Raw genomic sequence first — 17612 nt, forward strand, 5'->3', positions numbered from 1 at the left:
TGGGAAACGGATTTCGCACGCCTGCCGTGCCTGCCGCGCCGCGACACCCCGTCGTTCCGCGAGCTTGGAACCGTTGGAGCTCCATGGTCCGGTCCATGCACCCACGTGCCGGCACATTCCACTTCCCCGGAGGACACCTCATGACGTCCGAGAACCGCATCGAGCAGCAGCTTCAGGAAGCCCGCCGTGAGCTGGAGGCCGCGGAGCAGGGCCTGGCGGCCGGCACCGAGGCGGCCCGCGTGCGCTATGCGCGGGCCCTGCACGAGGCGGACATCGCGGAGCGCCGGGCGCAGCGGCAGGCCCGGGAGAGCCTGCGCCATCAGCGCAGCTGGCGGCTCGCCGCAGGCTGAGCAGCCGGGCAGGGGAACGGAAACGATGAAGCGGGCGCGCCGCCGGTTTATACCGGCGTCGTCATGGCCTATCCCGTCCACCGTCCCCGCCGCCTCCGCCGTAACCCCGTCCTGCGCGACATGGTGCGTGAGACGCGCCTCGAGCCGGGCGACTTCATCTACCCCCTGTTCGTCGTGGAAGGCCGGGACGTGCGCCGTCCCATCGCCTCCATGCCGGGCGTCTTCAACCTGTCCCTCGAGCACGCCGTGGCCGAGGCCCGGCAGGCCAAGGCCCTGGGCGTGCCCTCCGTCCTCCTGTTCGGAATCCCCAACCACAAGGACGCGCGTGGCTCCCAGGCCTACGCCCAGGACGGCATCGTCCAGCGCGCCATCCGCGAAATCAAAGCGGCCGAGCCGGACCTCCAGGTCATCGCCGACGTGTGCCTCTGCGAGTACACGGACCACGGCCACTGCGGCATCCTGGAGGAGGGCCACGTCGTCAACGACGCCACCCTGCCGCTCCTGTCCCAGATGGCCGTCACCTGCGCCCAGGCCGGCGCGGACATCATCGCCCCCTCGGACATGATGGACGGGCGCGTGGCCGCCATCCGCCGCGCCCTGGACGAGGTGCGCCTCACCGAGGTGCCCATCCTCTCCTACGCGGCCAAGTACGCCTCCGGCTTCTACGGCCCCTTCCGCGAGGCGGCCCAGAGCGCGCCCAGGTCCGGCGACCGCCGCGGCTACCAGATGGACCCCGGCAACGTGCGCGAGGCCCTCAAGGAGGTGGCGCTGGACGTGGAGGAGGGCGCGGACATGATCATGGTCAAGCCCGCCCTGGCCTACCTGGACATCATCCGCGCCGTGCGCGAGCGCTTCGAGCTGCCCGTCGTCAGCTACAACGTGTCCGGCGAGTACTCCATGCTCAAGGCCGCCGCCCAGCTCGGGTGGATTGACTACGAGCGGGTGATGCTGGAGACGCTCACCTCCATCAAGCGCGCCGGCTCCGACCTCATCATCAGCTACCACGCCCTGGAGGCCGCGAAGCTCCTGTAGGCAACAGCCGGACCCACGTCGCGCGGCTTGCCGCTTGATCCGCCGCGCGCGTTGCGTCCAAATGAACCACGCACGATGCCCACCAAGAAGAAGCGGCCCGCCCGCAAGTCCGAGAAGCCCCCGCCCCAACGCCGGCGCCGGGCTGGCCAGCGCCCCGGAAGCGGGCGCTCCGCGGTGGTCCGTACCCCCGGACCGTTGCAGTACAAAGTGGTGGAGCTCTCCACGGTGGACGAGGGCACCCTGGAGCGGACCCTCAACGAGTGGACCGCGAAGGGCTGGAACCTGGACGGCGTGCAGTTCGCCATGCGCGAGGCGTCCAAGCGCCCGGCCATGGCCTTCGTCTTCTTCACCCGCGAGGGTGCCCCGGCCGAGCATGACGAGGACGCCGCGCGCGAGCGGCTCCTGCGTTTGTCGGACACGGGCAGCCCCACCGCGGCGCTGGCCGCCGGCAAGGTGCAAGAGCATGCCGCCTGGTCCGTACCGCAAATGCACCCGCTGAGTGCCCACGAGCGCCTGGCCCGGCTGGCGGGACTCGACGAGCCGGAGCCGCCCGAGGAGGGCCTCACATTGGAGCCCGAGGAGTGAGCACTGACCGCGAACGTGTCTTCATGACGGACAGCCGCGGCGGCAGCCGGGTGTTGCGGCTGGTGGCGGATGACTCGGAGCCCGGCTCTCCGTACCCGAAGGCGTCGCTCTGGCTGCGCATGGGCGCCCGCGTGGTGGACGTGGCGGTGGCCTGGGGCCTCTACGTCGTCTGCGGCGCGGCCGGCATGGTGGTGGCGCTGCTCTTCCTGCTGCTGGCGGACGGGATGCTCCAGGGCCAGAGCGTGGGCAAGCGCATCTTCGGCGTGAAGGTGATGCACCTGCCCACGCGCTCCGCCGCGCGCCACCGGGACAGCACCCTGCGCAATGCGCCGCTCGCCCTCGTCGTCCTCTTGGGAATGATGCCGGCGCCGCTGGGGAACGTGGCCTTCGTGGCGGGGCTGTTCGTCATCGGCGGGGTGGAGGCGTGGCGCGTGGTGAGGGATCCGCTCGGCTGGCGGCTTGGTGACACCTGGGCCCAGACGCAGGTGGTCGACGGGAAGGTTGTCGCGGGCGCAACCGTTGCAGCCCGCACGCCGGTGGCGCATCAGCGGGCACCGGGAAGAATCATGTCCGCGGCGAAGGTGCGCCGCGGTCGCTCGCTCAAGAAGAGAAAGGGGCAACCGTGCGCATCGCGCTGACCCACAACCTCAGGCTGTCCGATTCGGAAGAAGAAGCGGAGTTCGACACCCAGGAGACGGTCAACGCACTGGCCGCGGCGATCGAACGGCTCGGGCACCGTTTGGAGCGCTTCGAGGTGAGCGGTCCCGCCTCGCGCACCGTGGCGCGGCTGGAGGCGTACAGCCCGGACCTCATCTTCAACACCGCCGAGGGGCGCCGCGGCCGCTTCCGCGAGGCCTTCTACCCGGCCCTCTTCGACGAGCTGGGCTTCCCGTACACGGGCTCGGACGCGTACGCGCTGGCGGTGACGCTGGACAAGCAGCTCACCAAGCTGGTGCTCTCCAAGCAGGGCATCCGCACCCCGGGCTGGCAGTACGTGGAGAAGCTCAGCGAGCTGACCGCGGAGAACCTGCGCTTCCCCGTCATCGTGAAGCCCAACTTCGAGGGCTCCTCCAAGGGCATCACCCAGGACTCCATCGCGGAGACGCTGGACGAGGTGCGCGTCAAGGTGGCCGCCGCGCTGGAGAAGTACCCCGCCGGCGTGCTGGTGGAGGAGTTCATCACCGGAAGGGACCTGACGGTGCCCTTCCTGGCCGCGGTGGACAATGACTACGACGGCGTGCTCACGCCGGTGGAGTACGTGGTGGACCCGGCCGTCACGTCGGGGCGCAAGTACGCCATCTACGACTACGAGCTGAAGACGAAGAAGGAGAACGCCGTCAGCGTGCGCGCTCCGGCGCAGGTCTCCGCCCGCGTGGCGGAGGACGTCCGGAAGATGGCGCAGAAGGCCTTCCAGGCGCTCGACTGCCGTGACTTGGGCCGCATCGACTTCCGGCTCAGTGACGCGGGCGTGCCGTACTTCCTCGAAATCAACGCGCTGCCCAGCCTGGAGCCGGGCGCGGGCATCTACGCCTCCGCGGAGCTGGACGGACTGCACTTCGACGGCGTCATCAACTCCATCATCCAGAGCGCGGCGAAGCGCTACAAAATCAAGGACGGCAAGCGCCAGGGCAAGCCGACGCGCAAGACGGGCCCGCTGCGCGTGGGCTTCACCTACAACGTCAAGCGCGTGAAGCCCATGGCCAACGCCGAGGCGGTGGAGGACAGCGAGGCCGAGTACGACTCGCCCAACACGCTGCAGGCCATCCGCGAGGCCATTGCGTCCTGGGGCCACGAGGTCATCGACCTGGAGGCCACGGCGGAGCTGCCCACCGTGCTGGCCAGCACGCCGCTGGACATCGTCTTCAACATCGCCGAGGGCTTCAAGGGCCGCAACCGCGAGAGCCAGGTGCCGGCCATGCTGGAGCTGCTGGACATCCCGTACACGGGCTCCGACCCGGCGACGCTGTCGATTGCGTTGGACAAGGCGCTGGCGAAGAAGATTGTCCGGCAGGCCGGCATCCTCACGCCCAACTTCCAGCTCATGGCCACGGGCAAGGAGCGCCTCAACAAGGAGTTCACCAGCTTCCCGCTCATCGTGAAGCCGGTGGCGGAGGGCAGCTCCAAGGGCGTCGTCACCAAGAGCGTCTGCCACAGCGAGGCGGAGCTGCGCGAGGTGGTGCGCGAAATCGCGAGCAAGTACCAGCAGCCCGCGCTCATCGAGGAGTACATCGGCGGGCGTGAGTTCACCGTGGGCCTGCTGGGCGAGCGCCGCCCGCGCGTGCTGCCGCCGATGGAGATCGTCTTCCTCGACAAGGAGGAGAAGAACCCCGTCTACAGCTTCCAGCACAAGCTCGACTGGACGGACCGCATCCGCTACGACGCGCCGGCGAAGCTGGAGCCCGCGCTGCTGGAGCGGCTGCGGACGGCGGCGCGCAACTCGTTCATGGCGCTGGGGTGCCGCGACGTGGCGCGCATCGACTTCCGCATGGACGACAAGGGCCGCATCTACTTCATCGAGTGCAACCCGCTGCCGGGCCTGACGCCGGGCTGGAGCGACCTGGTCCTCATCGCGCAGGGCGCGGGCATGGACTACCGGACGCTCATCGGCGAAATCATGGCCCCCGCCATCCGCCGCTACAAGGAGCGCGAGGCGCGGCGCGCGGCCAGCGAGCATGCCTCGGCGGTGCTGCGCAAGGGCGGAAGCCTGGACGAGCACGGTGCCCCGGTCGCCGCGACGGCCACGGCTCCCGCGGCTCCGGGGGCCAGCAGCGCCGGCAATGGCTCGGGCTCGCATGGCGAGGCGCCTCCGCGCATGGAAGCGAAGGCCTGACCCGGGGAGCATGTCCGGGCGGTTCGAACCCCATGCGTCCGGCGCGCCGCGGCGTCAGTGCACGCCGCGGCGTACGTCGCTCGGGGTCGCTCCCGTCCAGCGGCGGAAGGCCCGGTGGAAGGGGCTCGGCTCCGAGTAGCCGAGCAGGTACGCCACCTCCGAGATGGCGATCTTCGGGTCGGCGAGGTAGCGCAGCGAGAGCTCGTGGCGCAGCCTGTCCAGCAACTCGTCGAAAGTCACACCTTCCTGGGTGAGCCGCCGCTGCAGGCTCCGCTCGCTCATCTTCAGGCGCGCCGCCATGCTCTTGAGCGTCGCCTCTCCGCCTCCCTGGGCGAGCGCCGTGGTCAGGAGCTGGCGCACGCGCTCCGCATGGGACGCCACGGGCTCTGGACGCGCGGCGAGCAGGGCCTGGGCCTGACGCTCGACGATACGGGAGAGCGCGGGGTCCGCCGCGAGCACGGGCCGCTCGAGCATCATCCGGTCCCACTCGATCGCGTTCACGGCGGTGGAGAAGCGTGGCTCGACGCCGAACAGGCGCAGGTGCTCCGTGAGGGAGGCGGGCCTCGCGTGCCGGAACTCCACGGCGGATGGCGCCAGCCGCGTGCCGGTGATTTGTGAGCCGATGATGACGTGCGACGCGAGGGTGAACTCCGCCGCGTGACGGCTCTGGCCGACGCCGCCACGGAGGGTGTGCTCCACCCGCGTCCGGTCGCCCTGGTCGTGCAGCGTGAAGACCGCGGCGTCGTGCTCCAGGCGGTTGTAGCGCGCCAGCCTCTCGAGTGCCTGGCGCAGGGTCGGCGCCGTCCGCACGGCATAGTCGAGCACGTCGAAGGCACCGGGCTTCAGCAGCTCCGCGGCGTGCAGCCCGAAGGCGTCGTCGCCGCTCAGCCGCGCGGCCTCGTCCCAGAGCGCTCCTTCGAGCGAGAGCGGGATGCGCGCGTCCGGGTCCTCCGCGCTCGCCGCGTCGAAGCCCGTCGCGCGTTGGAGGACGCGTGGGTCGACGCCCCTGGACGCCGCGGCGTGGACGATCATCGCCCCGATACGGGCGGACACCTCGATCTGCACCATGTGGGTGAATCTACGTCCCGGCGCTGGAAGAGGGCACCTCCCGCTGTCGCCCCAGGTCAGTCGATGCGGCGTCTCGCGTCATCGCCGCCGGGCGGCGGGGCGGACAGATTGGGTCGCGCAAGGAGACACGAACCCATGAACAGGCCTTCCCGCCTCGCCGCCGTTCCCGCCTTCCTCTCGCTTCTGCTGACTGCGTCCTCCGCCCTGGCGGAGCAGGCCCCCGTCGCGAACCTCCAGCCCGTGTCCGAGGCGTTCCACGCGGACGCCGAGGTGGACCCCACGGCGTATGTCTTCGGGGGCTACTCGGTCCACGTGGGGCTGGGCTACCGCAACCTGCGCCTGGACGTGGGGGCCTTCGCCATCGATGTGCCCGACTTCGTGCATGGCAATGACGGCTTCGACGCCTCGATGAATGGCTTCGGGCTCAAGCTGCACTACTTCCCCTTCGCCGAGCAGCGGGGAGCCTTCGTCGGCGTGGACGCCGGGCTGGTGCGCATCCTGGTGCGGCGGGAGGGGACATCGCTCGCCTCCCAGCAGACCCAGCTCAGCACCGGCGTCCACGCGGGGTACCGGTTCCTGCTGCCGGCCAACCTCTACGTCACTCCGTGGATTGGCGTCAGCCGTGGCTTCAACGTGCGCGACGTGACGCTGGGGGACGCGACGTTCGACTCGAACCCGGTGACCGTCTTCCCCGCCGTGCACCTGGGCTACCGCTTCCGCTGACGGACAGCACCGCGTCCCGCTCCGTGCCTGCCCTCCTGGCGGCCGGGATGGGGCGCCGTCCCATCAAATGGGCCGGCGGGGCGCAGGCTCGCCGCCACGGCGTGCGCGGAGTGGTTGACGGTGGGGGTTGGTCGGTTAGTGTCGGCCACCTATGGTGCAAATCCCCGAGTACACCGGGCCCCGGATGCGCGCTCGCGACCTGGGCCTGCCGCTGGGGCGCTTCAAGCCCGGGAAGTTCAACGCCATCACCGACGTGGAAGGGGTTCTCGTCGGCCATAGCACCATCATCCAGGGCGAAGGCCCGCTGCGGCCCGGCCATGGCCCGGTACGCACCGGCGTGACGGCCATCCTCCCCAACAACGGCAACATCTTCATGGAGCGCATGAACGGCGGCGGCTTCGTGCTCAACGGCGCGGGCGAGGTCTCCGGCATGACGCAGCTCATGGAGTGGGGGCTCATCGAGACGCCCATCCTCCTCACCAACACCATGGCGGTGGGCGCGGTGTCGGACGGCGTGGCCCGCCACCTGGTGGAGCGCTACCCCGGCATTGGCGACGAGCACGACGTCATCATCCCCGTGGTGGGGGAGTGCGACGACTCGTGGCTCAACGACATCTCCGGCCGGCATGTGCGCGAGGAGCATGTCCAGGAGGCCATCCGCAACGCCACCAGCGGCCCGGTGGCCGAGGGGAACGTGGGCGGCGGCACCGGCATGGTGACGTGCGACTTCAAGGGCGGCATCGGCACGTCCTCCCGCAAGCTGCCGGAGGTGCTGGGCGGCTACACGCTGGGCGTGCTGGTGATGTCCAACTTCGGGAAGATGCACAACCTGCGGGTGGGCGGCCTGCCGGTGGGCGAGGTGCTGGCGGAGAAGTTCAAGGGCACGCCCAAGCGCGGCCAGACGTACGGCTCCATCATCGCCGTGGTGGCCACGGACGCGCCGCTCCTGAGCCATCAGATCAACCGCCTGTGCAAGCGCGTGGCGCTGGGCATCGGCCGGGTGGGCAGCTACGCGGCGCACGGCTCGGGCGAAATCGTGGTCGGCTTCTCCACCGCGAACATCATTCCCCGGCGCACGCAGAAGATGGTCTACAAGCTGAAGATCCTCCTGGATCAGCGGCTGGACCCCCTCTACGAGGCGGTGATGGAGGCCACCGAGGAGGCCATCCTCAACGCCATGTGCATGGCCACGTCCATGACGGGGGTGAACGGAAACCACTGCCCGGCACTGCCCCTGGACGAGGTCCGCCGCTTCCTGGACGCCTACAAGCCCATCTTCGCCTCGGTGAAGAAGCGTCCCCAGCAGACCAGCGCCCCCGCCTCCCGCGAGCGGCCCAGCGACGAGGACCGGGAGGGGGAGGTGACGGTGTCCGCCGCCCGACCGACCGAGGTCCGGGGGGCCGAGGGCATTCCGTATCCCACCCGGCCTGCCCCGGACGACTCTCCGGAGGGATCCTCTTCCGGGAGCCCGGCGGGTTCTGATAGTTAAGCTCGTCTTTTCACGTCTCCCTACACGGGAGCACAGGAGTCAACGATGGCCCGCAGCAAGAGCAAGCACCGCCGCGTGCAGATGAAGATCAAGCAGGCGTGGAAGAAGCGCGCGAAGAAGAACAAGGCCGAGGCCAAGGCGGCCGCCGAGAAGAAGAAGTAGCAATCCCCGCCCTCGAGCGGCCCGAAGGACTACTCCCGGGTCGCCGAGAACGGGTTCACGACGTTGCAGCGCTGGGGCCCGTTCGGCCCGGCGCGCGTGAAGTTTCCGGTGTAGGTCCCCGTCAGCAGCGCCGTCCCACCATCCGCGACGGGGGGCAGGAAGCGGCCCGCCAGGCTCAGCGTCTGCGTGACGCCCCCATCCGGGGTGCCGGCGGCATTGCCCGACAGACTGAAGGTGCCCTGGGCGGAGACGGTGCCTCGCAGGGGCACGGACTCCAGCGTGCCGGTGAGGGTGGCCTCCGTGCGGGTGATGTCCAGCGGCTCGCCCCGGGGCAGGTCCACGCCGAGCTGGGAGCACTCGCTCGGCACGCCCGCATCCCCGAAGTCCATCCGGTAGCGGCCCTCCAGCGCCGGGCAGTCCGTGCACGGGGCGGCGCCGTCCCCACACGCCGTCAGGGCGGTGAGGGTGAACACTCCCGTGAGCAGCGCGGCGCCCAGGGGGGAGAAACGTCCAGAAGTCATGGTTGCTCCTCTGCGTGGTTGAACCCGGACTTCCCGGAGGGAAGGGCGGTTCCTAGGTTGGGGGTGGTCGGTGGGCTCGTGGGGCGGCGTGGGGTGGGGCTGTGGGTGATTCACGGCGGTGGTCGAATTTCGTTTTCGCGGGGCTCTTCGCCCTGGCGTTGATTCTGTTCTCCAGGATTCTGCTGCCGTTCCTGATGCCGGTGTTGCTCGGCGGCTTCCTGGTGGTGTTGTTCCTGCCGGTGCAGGACTACCTGTGCCAGAAGCTGCGGGGCCGCAAGTCCCTCGCCGCCGGGCTGTCCACCCTCACCGTGTTCCTGCTCATCCTGGCGCCGCTGGCGCTGGTGGGGTGGATGGTGGCGCGCGAGCTGCTCCAGTTCGTGGGGCAGGCGCAGGACCTGCTGGAGCAGGTGGACCTGCGTCACCAGTTCGCCTCCAGCCTGCCTCGGGGCGTGAGCCGCTACATCCGGTTGGAGCCGGAGAGCGCGGAGACGGAGCGCGCGCTGATGACCGCGGTGACGGGCGGGGCGGCGCTGCTCAAGGACGTGGTGAGCGCGGGCGCCGAGCTGGTCATCAACATGTTCCTGATGATCGTGGCCATGTACTACTTCTTCCTGGACGGCCGGCGGCTGGTGTCCGAGGTGATGCAGCTCATCCCCCTGGACAAGCGCTACTTCGAGGCCTTCGCGCGCGAGTTCACCGACGTCGCGTATGCGATTGTCTATGGCAACACCGTCACGGCGCTCATCCAGGGCGCGGTGGGCTTCGCGGGGCTGCTCATCGCCGGGGTGCCGCATGCGGGGGTGTGGGGCGCGGCCATGGTGCTGGTGGCGCTGGTGCCGGTGGGCGGCACGGCCATGGTGTGGGGGCCCATCGGCGTGGTGCTCATCGCCGCGAACAAGGTGACGGAGGGCGTGTTCCTGCTGTCGTGGGGGGCCTTCCTGGTGGGCAGCATCGACAACTTCATCCGGCCGAAGCTGTGCGGGGCGCGCATGGCGTTGCATCCGCTGCTCGTCTTCCTGTCCATGTTCGGCGGGCTGGCGGTGTTCGGGATGATGGGGCTGCTGGTGGGCCCGCTCATCGCCTCCATCTTCATGGCCATGGTGCGCATCTACCGGCGTGACTTCCTGGGCATCGGCCGCGCGGAGCACCTGGCGGCCACCGAGGCCCCCGTGCCGGTAGGCGCGGCGTCCATGGGGGCTCCGGCGCCGCTGAATGCCTGAGGGCCGGGCTTCCGGCCGCGAGCCTGGACATCGCCAGCGGGGTGGGTGAACCTCCCCGCTGAATGATGAACACCCGACACACGGTGGCCCGCTGGGGCATGTTGGTTGCCCTGGCGGTGGTGCTGGCTTTCCCGGCGTCCGCGGCGGTCGTGAAGCGGCCGGAGGACGGTCCGGCGCCGATGCAGGAGGACCCCGAGTCGCACACCACGACGGAGCCACTCCTGGAGGTGGAGCTGGACACGGGCTCCGGGGGCACGGTGGGTGACGAGCCGTCGCGCCCGCCGCTGGCGCGGCTGTTCCTGGGTGGCACGACGACGTGGCGGCGGTACTGCGCGCGTCCCGGGGTGAAGTCCTGCGGCGAGTTCGACCGGAAGCCGGAGGATGAGCAGCTCGGGGACACGGTGGACTACTCCTCGTCGGTGCCGTACCTGGGCGTGTCCGCGGAGCTGGAGCTGCTGCCGCTGGCGCGCAGGACGTCCGCGGTGCGGGGGCTGGGCCTGGTGCTGGGATACCGGCGCGGGTACTCGTCCACGGACGTGACGCTGGTGGGGGAGGCCGGGCAGTCCGTGACGCGCGAGGTGGTGGCGACGGACTCGGTGCTCACGGCGCAGGCGCTGTACCGCTACTTCTTCGGCCGGGGCGAGTCGCGGCAGTTGCTGGGCTACGCGGGGCTTCGCGCGGGCCTGCTCACCCGGTCCTTCGACGTGGACGAGTCCGCGCAGAGCCCGCTCACGGGCACGCACCGCATGTTCCCCGCGGTGGGCCTGGAGGTGTCCGTGCCGCTGGTGCGCGCGGTGCGGCTGGAGGGCGCGGGGCAGGTGTTCATCCGCCCGGAGCCGGGGAAGGGCTTCGACGACGAGGGTGGGGCGCTGGACCTGGAGGTCAGCGACTACGGCACGTCGGTGTCCAGCTTTGGCTGGGAGGCGGAGCTGGGCGTGGCGGGCGAGGTGTGGGGGCCGTTCGGCTACTCCTTGCGCTTCCGCCTGTCGCGCTACCAGGACACCTTCTCCGGCGCCGGCACCCGGACGGGCTGGGAGGCCGGGGGCGTGGCGGAGGAGACCTACTCCAGCCTGCACTGGGGCATCACCGCGTCGTACTGAGCACGGCGTCCGGAGGCTTCGCGACGGCGGGCCTTCACGGGCGTAGGGTGTGGTTCATGAGCACGCACCCGAGTCCCCAGGAACTGCGGAGGAAGTGGAAGGCGGCGAACGCGGAGCCGGTGGAGGACTCCCGCCGGCTCGACGCCTACCGGGAGGTGGCGGAAGCCTGCCCCGCCTTCGTTCCGAACCTGCTGGCCATGAGCCGGACGGTGTTGCTCGGCCGGGAGGCCGTGGCCGAGCCCGAGGCCCGGCTCGCGGAGGCCGAGCGCGCGCTGCGCACCGCGGTGGATGTGTCCGCCGGAGCCCCGGAGCCGCTCATCGAGCTGGGCCGCTTCCTCGCCACTGTCCGGCATGCGCCCGTCGAGGCGGAAGGCGCGTTCTCCTCCGCGGCCAGCGCGGCGCTCTCGCTGCTGGAGGAGGCGTGGGCGGGGTGGATCCACGCGCTCGGTGAGCAGGACAAGCTGGATGCCGCGCTGGAGGTGGCCGACCAGGCGCGGCGCATCCTGCCGGACTCCGCCGCGATCAGCAGGGCGGTGGAGGCTGCCCAGCGGCGCGCCACCCGCTGAGACGCGGGCCCGGTGCAGGGCCAGCCCGAGCACCGCGAAAAGGTTCTGCATCCCTCATCGACGAGCCGTGGGCGCCCGAGGCGGGGGACCGCCCCAAGAGGCGCAGGAGGGTTGAGTTCGCCCCAGGGGGTCGATTAGACGACAGTACCCCTGTTGGGTACTGGAGGAACCTTGAGAAAGTCGCTGAGCATTATTGCGGTCGCGTTGTTGGGCACTCTGGCGTGTGGCGGTGACGATGGGCCGGAGCAGAGCGCCGAGTGCAAGAAGTACGTGGCCTGCGTCAACGCGACGATGCCTGAGATCAGGGCCACCGTCGATGCAGCGTACGGCGCCGACGGGACCTGCTGGCAGACCGACGACAGCGCCAGGCTGTGCACCGCCTATTGCACCGACGGCCTGACGCAGATCCGGGGGAGGCACCCCGACGAGTCCGCCTGCCGGTAGGCCGGAAGCGCGCGCCCCCGAGCCGCGCGAGGCCGTTCAGGGTGAAAAGCCGGTAAATAGTAGAAGCCGGATATACCGTTTCACCTGGAAAATCGTGTAGGGGTCCACCCGAAAGGGAGGACCCCATGCTTTCCGTTCGCCGTCATCCTCATGGCGCCCTGGCGCGCGCCATCGTCCCGGTTGTCGTGCTGTTGCTCTCCGCCTGCGGGCCGGAGTCGCTGGAAGATGACCCCTTCGGTGATTCCAGCTGGGCGCTCGCGGGAGGCCCCGAGTCGACCGCGTTCCGGGCGGCGCTCGCGAAGCGCTGGGCGCCCATCCACTATCAGGACGTGGACGTGACGGGCACGCATTCGCTCTCGGGCCGTGCGGACTACATCTCCCGGGTCGACTTCGATGGGGACTGGAGCGGGACGAACAACTGGGACAACACCGCGTCGAGGGTGCTGACCGCGCATGCGTACCACTCGCTGGTGGAGACGAGCACGCACTGGTACCTCATCTACACGTTCTTCCACCCGCGCGACTGGGCGGACAACATCTTCGACTCGGAGCACGAGAACGACGCCGAAGGGGTGCTGCTCATCGTGAGGCGCGACGGCAGCGAGTACGGCGCGCTCGACGGCGCGGTGACGGTCGCGCACAAGGACTTCTTCTCGTTCGTTCCGGATGGCAGTCCGCTCGTTGCGGGCGCGGAGAACATCGACGGCAAGCTGTCGTATGCGAGCTTCGAGGGAGTGCTTCACCCCATCACGGCACAGGAGGCCAAGGGGCACGGGCTCAAGGCGTGGCCGGCGTATGACATCGTTGGTGACGGAGTGAAGTATTTCCCCTCGCTGACCCTGGCCGAGGAGCCCTCGTCGGCCACGGATTCCGACGTGCGCTACAAGCTGCTCGACATCTACGGTTCTGAAGGGTTGTGGCCGCGCCGGAGCCTCGGCGAGCTCTTCGCGTCCGACGGCACGTTCCGGGGGGACACGAGTGGGGGCTGTGGTCTCGTGGCGGGGCAGTGCTCCACGAACTCGGCGAATGCGCCGTGGGGCTGGGATGACCAGAACGACGGGTCCATCCTGCGCGGCGAGCTCGCCAAGGACCCGGCGAAGCTCGTGGCGTACTACTTCAGCCCGTCCGCGCAGTTCTCGACGACGTACACGTTCAATCCCTACAAGGGCATTGGCGGGGACCCGAACACGCCCTGACACGGGATGCCTACAGGCCTGGCGTGGGCTGCTCTCGCGCCAGTTCCCAGACCGGCCGAAGCGCGGCGGCAACCGCGCTCACCACGTCGGCCAGTGCCTCGGGCCGGCCCTCGGGATGGCTGGCCCGGTAGCGAGCCCACTTCTCGTTGCTCCACGGACTCCGGCCGAACTCACCCTCCATCAGCCGCGTCATCAACTCCAGCGAATCACCGCGCGAGTCGAATGCCAGCCGCAGCGCCCGGGGCAGCAATGCCGCGTCCAGCGGTGCGTACCGGGTGAGCAGATACACGTCGAACAAGTCCTTGGGACGGAAGCGGCCCTTCCCGCGCTCGAACAGGCCGTGCACCTTCCAGCCCAGCAGTGTCTCCGGACGGCACGCCAGCACCCGCGCCACACCGCCCTCGCCGACGCCGTACTCCGTCCACGCCGGCCCCGGCTCCATCGGGTCGCCGAAGCCCGTGTCGATGCGCAGCTCGAATGTGCCCTCCACCCCGGGCAGCCGTGTCTCCACGAAGACCCGCACGCCCGGGAACGCCGTCTCCGCCCAGATGACCTCGGACCTCAGCGCGCCAAAGGAGAACCCGTCCTCCACCTCGACACGGAGCACGGACTCCAGCCGCCTCACGGTGTCCGCCGCGTCGAACGGGAACCTCGCGAGGAAGTCCAGGTCCTCCACCGGCCGGGGCACCGGGCCGCTCCACCGCCGCATCATCAGCCCGCCCCGAAGGACGAGCGCCTCCACCTCCGACGACCGCGCGAGGCGGCGCAGCACCGCCGCCCCGGCGCGGAGTGGCAACTCATGCGCGCTCACTTCGAATCCCCCAGCCAACCCCGGTCCAGCCCGTGGTTGGAGTCGTACACCGTCCACTCCCGCAGCCGATGCGTCAGCGTCAGCCCCGTCCCCGCCAGGTCCTCCAGCAGCGCCGTGAAGCGCGCCTCCGCGTTCGCACGGCCCAGGCCGTACACCCGCAGCGTGACGAACCGCTCGGAGGCACCGTCCTCCCGCACCTTCCGCGCGTTGCGAGACAGGTGCGCTCCATGTTTCTCGCACCGGCTCCGCAGCCCCTCCACGTCAGACACGCCCGCGGGCAGCAGCACCTTCACATGGAACTCGAAGTAGTTCGCCGGCTGGGCCCGCGCCGCCGCGTCGTCCTCGGGAATGTCCCGGTTCTTCCCCAGGGCCTCCAGCTTCATGCGCGTCACGTCGAAGCCCTCGGCCGCCAGGGTACGGGCCATGGCCTGCACCTCCTCGCGCGCCTGGCGGAGCGTGCCGTGGTGGTACGAGGCCGTCATGGGCTGGAAGGGCTCCTCGCCCCGGCCCAGCTCGATGAAGATGCACTTCACCGCCGCCGCGTCGCAGAACGCGCGGAAGCGCCGCAGGTCCTCCTCCGAGCGCGCGGACACGGTGATGTGTGCCTCGAACGCGCCACCCTGGCCCTGTGCCCGCACGCGGTCCGCCAGCACCTCGTCGGCCTTGTATTGATTCCCGGTGACGAAGAACGCGCGTGTCACGGCTGCACTCCCTACGGCTGCGGCGCCTCGGGGCGCCAGTTCCACACGGCGGCCCGTCCCGTGTTCTCCGGTAGGAGGCTGCCATCCACCTTGTCCGGCCGTACATACTTGGCGAGCAACTCCACCCTGACACCCGCGTCCTCCCGCCGCTCCAGCCGCCAGACGGCCCCCTCCACCGGGTCCACCGCCCCATGGAAGCCGCCCGACTGGAGACGTTCCATGGCCGCCTCGATTCCCAGCGGCCCTCCCTCGTGAATCCGCCCGGGTGTCACGAAGCCACCGGCCCCGACGCGCTCGGTGACGGCGTGCCACGGGAGCCGCTCACCGTCGCGCATCAGGTCGAAGGCGACGAAGGGCTCATGCGGCAGCACGTACCGGGTGCCATGCGCCAGGGCGAGCCACTCACCGACGAGCCGCTCTCCCGGCTGGAGTACGGCGAGGAAGCGCTCCACGTTCCCGGCAACCCAGGCCGCCCAGAGCCGGCGTGAGTCATTGGGGGACTGCGCGGCCAGCCGCCCCTCCCGGCCCAGGGCCAGCACCGAGTCCCCCACGCGCGCCGCGGCCACACACGAGCCGTCGAGCTTCTCCAGCACCACGACGTGGTCTCTCGCGTCGCGGGTCCGCTCCGTGCAGACTCGCGCCAGGGCGGGGGACAGGTGGCGATCCGCCGGCCCGGTGCGCGAACCCGGAAGGTGGGGAATGGAGCCGTAGGCTTTTCGGCCCAGCGGACGGAAATCCGGTTCGGGGCGGGGTTGCACCGCGCGAAGGTAGCACCGATGCCGGGCCCCCGGGACGGGCGCTCACTCCAGGGATGACCAGAAGCTCTGAGGGCTGAGACTGCGGTCGCCGCCCACCCGTGAGTCCGTTGAAACCATGCGGTGGTGTGCACTCACGGGCGTTTCATTCTCGTGAAGTAGTGAACTCCGAATACCTGCAAGAGTCCTGGCGGCACGACGGTCCAGTGAAACAGGACTGCGCCGTCGATGCATCTCCCCTCAGCGAGGACACATTCATGTCACGGTTGCGTAGCCTGCTGCTGTCGCTGTCACTCCTCACCGCCGCCTGCGGTGGCGAGCCTTCCGCCTTCGTCTCCGAGCCCGCGCTCGGTGAGCGCGAGGACGCCGTCACCATTCCGTCCCGGGGCTTCGCAACGACGCTGGATGTCGGCGCGTGGAACCTCGAGTACTTCGGCGCCGCCTCCCAGGGCCCCTCGAACGACACGCTCCAGCTCCAGAACGCGCGTGACGTCATCCAGGGCGCGGACCTGGACCTCTGGGGCGTGGAGGAGATTGTCAGCGCCGCCCAGTTCAACACGCTTATCTCGCAGCTCCCCGGTTACGCGGGCCTCCTCGGCAGCGACCCGAGCGTGCAGAACGGCAGCACCTACTACACCGCGGGCGAGCAGAAGGTGGCCCTCGTCTACAAGACGGGCGTGGCCTCGGTGCTGAGCGCGCGCGTCGTCCTCACCGCCGATGCCACGCTCTTCGCCGGCCGGCCTCCGCTCGAGGTCCAGATGCGGGTGAGTCTCAACGGGCACACCGAGGACCTCGTGGTCATCGTCCTGCACGCCAAGGCGATGAGCGACGTGGACAGCTGGCAGCGTCGCGTGGATGCCTCCCAGGCCCTCAAGTCCTACCTGGACAGCACCTGGCCGTCCGCCAAGGTGCTGGTCATCGGTGACTTCAATGACGACGTGGACACCTCCATCACCTCCGGCCTCGCGTCGCCGTACGAGAACTTCGTGGCGGATGCGAACGACTACACCTTCACGACGCAGCCGCTCTCGGCGGCGGGGCTCACCTCCGTCATCGGCTACAAGCAGGTCATCGACCACCACCTGGCGACCAACGAGGTGCAGGCCCTCTACGTCCCGGGCTCCGCCGAGGTGTACCGGGTGGACGCGTACATCTCCAGCTACGACACCACCACCACGGACCATCTCCCCGTCCTCACGCGCTACTCCTGGGGCAACACGGGCGCGTCGCTGACGGTGACCTCGCCCAACGGTGGCGAGAGCTGGGCGGGCGGCGGCTCGCGGACCATCACCTGGACCGCGAACCAGGTGTCGACCGTGGCGCTCGAGTACTCGCTGGATGACGGCGGCTCCTGGACGCTCATCGCCAACGCGCAGGGCTCGGCGGGCAGCTACACGTGGACGGTGCCGGACAGCGCCACCTCCCAGGCGCGCGTCCGGGTGAGCGACGTGGCCAATGCGTCCATCTCGGACAGCAGCGACGGGGCGTTCACCATCACCTCCACCAACACGGCGGGCAACGTGGTCCTGCACGAGATTCTCGCCAACGAGATTGGTTCCGACGCCGCGACGGAGTTCATCGAGCTCATCAACACGGGCGGCTCCGCGGTGGACCTCAGCGGGTGGACGTTGTGGGACGCGACGGGCCTACGGCACACCTTCGCCAGTGGCACCAGCCTGGGCGCGGGCAAGGCCCTCGCGGTGTTCGGCAAGGCCACCGCCATTCCGAACGGGCTGGGCAACGCGGTGGCAGCCACCACGGGCGGTCTGAGCCTCAACAACGGTGGTGACACCGTGACGCTCCAGAAGGCGGGCGGCGCGGTGGTGGATGCGTACACCTATGCCGCGGCGCTCGCGGGGCAGGACGGCGTGTCCATGAACCGCAACCCGGACGGCAGCGCCACGGGGAGCTTCGTGCTCCACACCAGCCTCTCCACGCGCAGCGCCTCGCCGGGCACGCGCGCCAACGGCACGGAGTTCTGACAGGCGCCTCGAGCCCATCGCCCCCGGCTCCGCGCGGCCGTCACTCCCTCGGGAGATGGCGGCCACGCGGCAATAGC

General features: G+C 70.0%; 19 protein-coding genes. 14 read left to right on the forward strand and 5 right to left on the reverse strand.

The window, feature by feature from the left end:
* Positions 1 to 140 precede the first annotated feature (140 nt).
* The 5 genes from K8638_RS36370 to K8638_RS36390 all read left to right on the forward strand — a co-directional run bounded on the left by K8638_RS36370 (position 141) and on the right by K8638_RS36390 (position 4797).
* The gene (locus K8638_RS36370; RefSeq protein ID WP_223759316.1) at positions 141 to 350 is read left to right on the forward strand and encodes a hypothetical protein; all 210 of its coding nucleotides are present in this window, start codon (positions 141 to 143) and stop codon (positions 348 to 350) included.
* A gap of 63 nt (positions 351 to 413) precedes the next feature.
* A complete protein-coding gene (gene hemB / locus K8638_RS36375) occupies positions 414 to 1382 on the forward strand; it encodes a porphobilinogen synthase (protein ID WP_223759317.1) in 969 nt (322 codons plus the stop codon).
* Positions 1383 to 1457: 75 nt separating this feature from the next.
* Entirely contained in the window at positions 1458 to 1967 is a 510-nt protein-coding gene (locus K8638_RS36380; protein ID WP_223759318.1) for a hypothetical protein, read from the forward strand.
* A complete protein-coding gene (locus tag K8638_RS36385; RefSeq protein ID WP_223759319.1) occupies positions 1964 to 2605 on the forward strand; it encodes an RDD family protein in 642 nt (213 codons plus the stop codon). Before K8638_RS36380 ends, K8638_RS36385 begins: the two co-directional genes overlap by 4 nt.
* Positions 2590 to 4797 (forward strand): ATP-grasp domain-containing protein, encoded by a 2208-nt coding sequence (locus K8638_RS36390; protein ID WP_223759320.1) that lies wholly within the window; start codon positions 2590 to 2592, stop codon positions 4795 to 4797. Before K8638_RS36385 ends, K8638_RS36390 begins: the two co-directional genes overlap by 16 nt.
* A 54-nt stretch (positions 4798 to 4851) precedes the next feature.
* On the opposite strand, the gene K8638_RS36395 is transcribed toward K8638_RS36390, so the two are convergent.
* Positions 4852 to 5865 (reverse strand): AraC family transcriptional regulator, encoded by a 1014-nt coding sequence (locus K8638_RS36395; protein ID WP_223759321.1) that lies wholly within the window; start codon positions 5863 to 5865, stop codon positions 4852 to 4854.
* A 135-nt stretch (positions 5866 to 6000) separates the two neighbouring features.
* On the opposite strand from K8638_RS36395, the gene K8638_RS36400 reads away from it, so the two are divergent.
* The 3 genes from K8638_RS36400 to K8638_RS36410 all read left to right on the forward strand — a co-directional run bounded on the left by K8638_RS36400 (position 6001) and on the right by K8638_RS36410 (position 8239).
* On the forward strand, positions 6001 to 6588 hold the full coding sequence (locus K8638_RS36400; RefSeq protein ID WP_223759322.1) for a hypothetical protein: 588 nt from the start codon (positions 6001 to 6003) through the stop codon (positions 6586 to 6588).
* A 151-nt stretch (positions 6589 to 6739) separates the two neighbouring features.
* Positions 6740 to 8077 carry a P1 family peptidase gene (locus tag K8638_RS36405; RefSeq protein ID WP_223759323.1) on the forward strand — a complete coding sequence of 446 codons (1338 nt, stop codon included), beginning with the start codon at positions 6740 to 6742 and terminating at the stop codon, positions 8075 to 8077.
* 45 nt (positions 8078 to 8122) lie between these two features.
* The gene (locus tag K8638_RS36410) at positions 8123 to 8239 is read left to right on the forward strand and encodes a hypothetical protein (protein ID WP_046713536.1); all 117 of its coding nucleotides are present in this window, start codon (positions 8123 to 8125) and stop codon (positions 8237 to 8239) included.
* Between the two features lie 29 nt (positions 8240 to 8268).
* Here the strand turns inward: K8638_RS36410 and K8638_RS36415 are convergent, their stop codons facing one another.
* Positions 8269 to 8760 carry a hypothetical protein gene (locus K8638_RS36415; RefSeq protein ID WP_223759324.1) on the reverse strand — a complete coding sequence of 164 codons (492 nt, stop codon included), beginning with the start codon at positions 8758 to 8760 and terminating at the stop codon, positions 8269 to 8271.
* 101 nt (positions 8761 to 8861) lie between these two features.
* Here K8638_RS36415 and K8638_RS36420 point away from each other — a divergent pair, with 101 nt between their 5' ends.
* From K8638_RS36420 to K8638_RS36440, 5 genes are all read left to right on the forward strand, one after another.
* Positions 8862 to 9980, forward strand: coding sequence for an AI-2E family transporter (locus tag K8638_RS36420; protein WP_223759325.1), 1119 nt, complete (start codon positions 8862 to 8864; stop codon positions 9978 to 9980).
* Between the two features lie 62 nt (positions 9981 to 10042).
* Positions 10043 to 11080 (forward strand): hypothetical protein, encoded by a 1038-nt coding sequence (locus tag K8638_RS36425; protein WP_223759326.1) that lies wholly within the window; start codon positions 10043 to 10045, stop codon positions 11078 to 11080.
* Between the two features lie 56 nt (positions 11081 to 11136).
* Positions 11137 to 11646: a hypothetical protein gene (locus K8638_RS36430; protein ID WP_223759327.1), complete on the forward strand. Its 510-nt coding sequence runs from the start codon at positions 11137 to 11139 to the stop codon at positions 11644 to 11646.
* A gap of 171 nt (positions 11647 to 11817) precedes the next feature.
* On the forward strand, positions 11818 to 12090 hold the full coding sequence (locus tag K8638_RS36435) for a hypothetical protein (RefSeq protein WP_223759328.1): 273 nt from the start codon (positions 11818 to 11820) through the stop codon (positions 12088 to 12090).
* A gap of 125 nt (positions 12091 to 12215) precedes the next feature.
* On the forward strand, positions 12216 to 13286 hold the full coding sequence (locus K8638_RS36440; protein WP_223759329.1) for a hypothetical protein: 1071 nt from the start codon (positions 12216 to 12218) through the stop codon (positions 13284 to 13286).
* A 10-nt stretch (positions 13287 to 13296) separates the two neighbouring features.
* On the opposite strand, the gene K8638_RS36445 is transcribed toward K8638_RS36440, so the two are convergent.
* From K8638_RS36445 to K8638_RS36455, 3 genes are read right to left on the reverse strand one after another with little or no spacing between them, the layout of a single operon-like run.
* A complete protein-coding gene (locus K8638_RS36445) occupies positions 13297 to 14097 on the reverse strand; it encodes a nucleotidyl transferase AbiEii/AbiGii toxin family protein (protein ID WP_223759330.1) in 801 nt (266 codons plus the stop codon).
* Positions 14094 to 14798, reverse strand: a complete 705-nt coding sequence (locus K8638_RS36450) for a hypothetical protein (protein ID WP_223759331.1) — start codon at positions 14796 to 14798, stop codon at positions 14094 to 14096. Before K8638_RS36450 ends, K8638_RS36445 begins: the two co-directional genes overlap by 4 nt.
* Positions 14799 to 14809: 11 nt before the next feature.
* Positions 14810 to 15394, reverse strand: a complete 585-nt coding sequence (locus K8638_RS36455) for an RNA ligase family protein (protein WP_370644213.1) — start codon at positions 15392 to 15394, stop codon at positions 14810 to 14812.
* A 416-nt stretch (positions 15395 to 15810) separates the two neighbouring features.
* On the opposite strand from K8638_RS36455, the gene K8638_RS36460 reads away from it, so the two are divergent.
* Positions 15811 to 17535, forward strand: a complete 1725-nt coding sequence (locus K8638_RS36460) for a lamin tail domain-containing protein (RefSeq protein ID WP_223759333.1) — start codon at positions 15811 to 15813, stop codon at positions 17533 to 17535.
* Positions 17536 to 17612: the final 77 nt, after the last annotated feature.

The organism is Myxococcus sp. RHSTA-1-4, assembly GCF_020037125.1.
Lineage (GTDB): Bacteria > Myxococcota > Myxococcia > Myxococcales > Myxococcaceae > Myxococcus.